A 3,947-nucleotide genomic window follows, 5' to 3' on the forward strand; every position below is an offset into this window, starting at 1 on the left:
AATGGTGCCGATGTTGCAGTGCGGCTTAGTGCGTTCGAACTTTTCCTTGGCCATCTTCTTAGCTCCAGGACCCCAGCGGGGCCTTTATTGGTTGGACTTCTGGGGTTTCTGTTAGGCGTACTTCTTGATCACTTCGTCGGCGACGTGCTGCGGCACGGCCTCGTAGTGGTCGTACTGCATCGTGAACTGGGCGCGGCCTTGCGACATGCCGCGCAGGGTGTTCACGTAGCCGAACATGTTGGCGAGCGGCACGAAGGCGTTCACCACCGTGGCGTTGCCACGCATGTCCTGGCCCTGGATCATGCCCCGGCGGCTGTTCAAGTCGCCGATGACCGAGCCCAGGTATTCTTCCGGCGTCACCACTTCCACGGCCATGATCGGCTCGAGGAGCTTGGGGGCGCCCTTTTCACGCAGTTCCTTGAAGGCCGCGCGCGAGGCGATTTCGAAGGCCAGGACCGACGAGTCGACGTCGTGATAGGCGCCGTCGATCAGGGTGGCCTTGAAGTCGATCACCGGGAAGCCGGCCAGCAGACCGTTGTCCTTCACCGATTCCAGGCCCTTCACGACGCCGGGGATGTATTCCTTCGGCACCGCGCCGCCGACGATGGCGCTTTCGAACACGAAGCCCGAACCGGCTTCGCCCGGCTCGAACACCAGCTTGACGCGGGCGAACTGGCCCGTACCGCCGGTCTGCTTCTTGTGGGTGTAGTCGATCTCGGCCTTACGGCTGAGCGATTCACGATAGGCCACCTGCGGCGCGCCGATATTGGCCTCGACCTTGTAGGTGCGCTTCAGGATGTCGATCTTGATGTCGAGGTGCAGTTCGCCCATGCCCTTCAGGATCGTCTGGCCCGACTCGTGGTCGGTCGAGACGGTGAAGGACGGGTCTTCGGCGGCCAGCTTCTGCAGGGCGACGCCCAGCTTTTCCTGGTCGGCCTTCGACTTCGGCTCGACGGCGATTTCGATAACCGGGGCCGGGAACTCCATGCGCTCCAGGATGACCGGCGACTTCAGCGGATCGCACAGGGTGTCGCCCGTGCGGGTTTCCTTCAGGCCGGCCAGGGCGACGATGTCGCCGGCATAGGCTTCCTTGATGTCCTCGCGGTTGTTGGAGTGCATCAGCAGCATGCGGCCGACGCGCTCGCGCTTGTCGCGGGTCGAGTTCATCAGGGACATGCCGGTTTCCAGCTTGCCCGAATAGATGCGGCAGAAGGTCAGCGAACCGACGAAGGGGTCGTCCATGATCTTGAACGCCAGGACCGACAGCGGCTCGTCGTCCGAGGCCTTACGCTCGACCTCGGCTTCGGTCTTGAAGTCGATGCCCTTGGTCGGCGGGATGTCCACCGGCGAGGGCAGGTAGTCGACGACGGCGTCGAGCAGGGGCTGGACGCCCTTGTTCTTGAAGGCCGAGCCGCAGAGGATCGGATAGAAGGCGCCGGTCAGCACGGCCTTGCGGATGCACTTCTTGATCACCTCTTCCGAGGGCTCTTCGCCGCCCAGATAGGCTTCCATCGCCTCGTCGTCGAGTTCGACGGCGTTCTCGATCAGGTAGTGGCGGGCTTCGTTGGCCTTCTCGACCAGGTCGGCCGGGATCTCTTCGTCGCGGTACGAGGCGCCGAGACCGTCATTGTCCCAGACCACGGCCTTCATGCGGACCAGGTCCACCAGGCCCTTCAGGTTCGACTCGGCGCCGATCGGGAATTGGATCGGCACGGCCTTGGCGCCCAGGCGGTCGCGGATCGACTCGACCGACTTGTCGAAGTCGGCGCCGATCTTGTCCATCTTGTTGACGAACACGATCCGCGGAACCTTGTACTTGTCGGCCTGACGCCAAACGGTCTCGGTCTGCGGCTCGACGCCGGCGTTGCCGTCCAGCACCGTCACGGCGCCGTCGAGAACGCGCAGCGAGCGCTCGACTTCGATGGTGAAGTCGACGTGCCCGGGGGTGTCGATGATGTTCAGGCGCTTGCCGTTCCAGAAGGCGGTCGTCGCGGCCGACGTGATCGTGATGCCGCGCTCCTGCTCCTGCTCCATCCAGTCCATGGTCGCGGCGCCGTCGTGGACTTCGCCGATCTTGTGGGACTTACCGGTGTAATACAGGATCCGCTCGGTCGTCGTCGTCTTGCCCGCGTCGATGTGGGCCATGATGCCGAAGTTGCGGTAGTCTTCGATTTTATGCGTGCGGGGCATAGCGATCGCTCTGCGAAACGGGACGGCCCAGGACGGACACGACCGGGATTAAACGTGCGGCGCGGGCGGTTTATCTCAAACCGCCCGCGCCTGAAAGAGTGCTGGGAGCGAAAAGCTTACCAGCGATAGTGCGAGAACGCCCGGTTGGCTTCCGCCATCTTGTGGGTGTCTTCGCGCTTCTTCACCGCGGTGCCGCGATTGTTCGAAGCGTCGAGCAGCTCGCCGGCCAGCTTCTCGGTCATGGTGTTCTCGCCGCGCTTGCGGGCGGCGGTCACCAGCCAACGGATGGCCAGGGCGCGGCGACGGTCCGGACGGACTTCGACGGGCACCTGATAGGTGGCGCCGCCGACGCGGCGCGACCGGACTTCGATCGCCGGAGCGACGTTGTCCAGGGCGGAGTGGAAGGTTTCGAGCGGACCTTGGTCCTTGCGCTTGGCTTCCAGGATATCGAAAGCGCCGTAGATGATGTTTTCGGCGACGGCTTTCTTACCTTCGTACATCACGTAGTTCATGAACTTCGTGACAACCAGGTCCCCGAACTTCGGATCCGGCAGAACCTGGCGCTTCTCGGCGCGACGGCGACGGGACATTCTTCTTCTTCCTTACTTCGGACGCTTGGCGCCGTAGAGCGAACGACGCTGCTTACGATCCTTGACCCCTTGGGTGTCGAGGACGCCGCGCAGGATGTGATAACGGACGCCGGGCAAGTCCTTGACGCGGCCGCCGCGGATGAGCACCACCGAGTGCTCCTGCAGATTGTGGCCTTCGCCCGGGATGTAGCACACGGCTTCGATGCCGGTGGTCAGACGGACCTTGGCGACCTTACGAAGCGCCGAGTTCGGCTTCTTCGGGGTCGTGGTGTAGACGCGGGTGCAAACGCCGCGACGCTGGGGGCAGCCCTTCAGGGCCGGCACCTTGTTCCGGGCCGGCTTAGGCGCGCGCGGCTTACGGATGAGCTGGTTAATGGTAGGCATTAAGTCTCTGCTCTGATGGAAGCGTGTGCCTTTCGGCCGAGGCGCTTCAGGTCCTTGTCTTTGTTGTTCTTGGTTCAAGGCTCCGACTGGAGACCCGATAAACACGAAACTCGCCGGAGCGCGCGAAGCACACCGGCGGGTTCAAGTTCCGCTTGGACGAAAGGTCCGCGCGGAACGCAGGCTCATCGGACGGCCGCGAACGGCCGCCTCGAAAAAGAGCGCGGTATTTACTCGCGAAGGGGCCGAACGTCAACCGCCTGTTCCCGCGTCGGTTAAGGCCGTCTTAAGGCCCCAATCGAAGCCTTCTTTCGCCATCCAAAGCTGTGCAGTCTCGCCCTGGGATGGAGCGACTTGTCTTCGCGCCGCCCCTCGCCATGTGGGGAGGGCGCGCGGACGGGTCCAGGAGGGTGGGTGACGGCGATCGCTATCGAAGGCCGGAACGGACGCGGGGCGCCGCGTCGACGGCGCGCGGCGATTCTCGCCGGCTCGCTGCTGCTGCACGTCGGCCTGCTGGCCTGGCTGGCCCTGCCGGTTCCGCCGCTGGTCGAGACCCTGATCCCGGACGAACAGCACACGATCACGCTCGAGCTGAATCGCCCGGTGCGGGCGGAACGGCCCAAGCCTCGGCCGGCGACGGCCTCCGCCAGCCCCCTCCCCGCCGCGCCCGCCCCGATCCAGCCCCGCCCGCCGGCCCGGCCCGCCCCGGCCGGCGTGCCGACCCTGGATGTCCCCGGCGCCGGTCAGACCAAGCCCGGGACCGCCATCCGCCCCGCGCCCCTGCCC

The 3,947-nt window shown here is 64.9% G+C and carries 3 protein-coding genes and 2 pseudogenes; 2 read left to right on the plus strand and 3 right to left on the minus strand.

The window, feature by feature from the left end; all coding sequences use genetic code 11:
- Positions 1-111: 111 nt before the first annotated feature.
- The 3 genes from fusA to rpsL all read right to left on the minus strand — a co-directional run bounded on the left by fusA (position 112) and on the right by rpsL (position 3,164).
- Positions 112-2,190, minus strand: a complete 2,079-nt coding sequence (gene fusA, locus Q0V34_RS20705; protein ID WP_297516282.1) for an elongation factor G — start codon at positions 2,188-2,190, stop codon at positions 112-114.
- A gap of 116 nt (positions 2,191-2,306) precedes the next feature.
- Positions 2,307-2,780, minus strand: coding sequence for a 30S ribosomal protein S7 (gene rpsG / locus Q0V34_RS20710; protein ID WP_004624018.1), 474 nt, complete (start codon positions 2,778-2,780; stop codon positions 2,307-2,309).
- Positions 2,781-2,792: 12 nt separating this feature from the next.
- The gene (gene rpsL / locus Q0V34_RS20715; RefSeq protein ID WP_297516293.1) at positions 2,793-3,164 is read right to left on the minus strand and encodes a 30S ribosomal protein S12; all 372 of its coding nucleotides are present in this window, start codon (positions 3,162-3,164) and stop codon (positions 2,793-2,795) included.
- Between the two features lie 23 nt (positions 3,165-3,187).
- Between rpsL and Q0V34_RS20720 the strand changes: the two are divergent.
- Positions 3,188-3,451 (plus strand): annotated as a pseudogene (locus tag Q0V34_RS20720) (hypothetical protein).
- A 124-nt stretch (positions 3,452-3,575) separates the two neighbouring features.
- Positions 3,576-3,947: pseudogene (locus Q0V34_RS20725) on the plus strand (hypothetical protein); the annotation flags it as partial.

The organism is uncultured Caulobacter sp. (genome assembly GCF_947036865.1).
Classification (GTDB): Bacteria; Pseudomonadota; Alphaproteobacteria; order Caulobacterales; family Caulobacteraceae; genus Caulobacter.

Excerpts from the sequence above, each read along its gene's own strand:
- fusA (WP_297516282.1), bottom strand. The coding sequence starts at position 2,190 with ATGCCCCGCACGCATAAAATCGAAGACTACCGCAACTTCGGCATCATG.
- rpsG (WP_004624018.1), bottom strand. The coding sequence starts at position 2,780 with ATGTCCCGTCGCCGTCGCGCCGAGAAGCGCCAGGTTCTGCCGGATCCG.
- rpsL (WP_297516293.1), bottom strand. The coding sequence starts at position 3,164 with ATGCCTACCATTAACCAGCTCATCCGTAAGCCGCGCGCGCCTAAGCCG.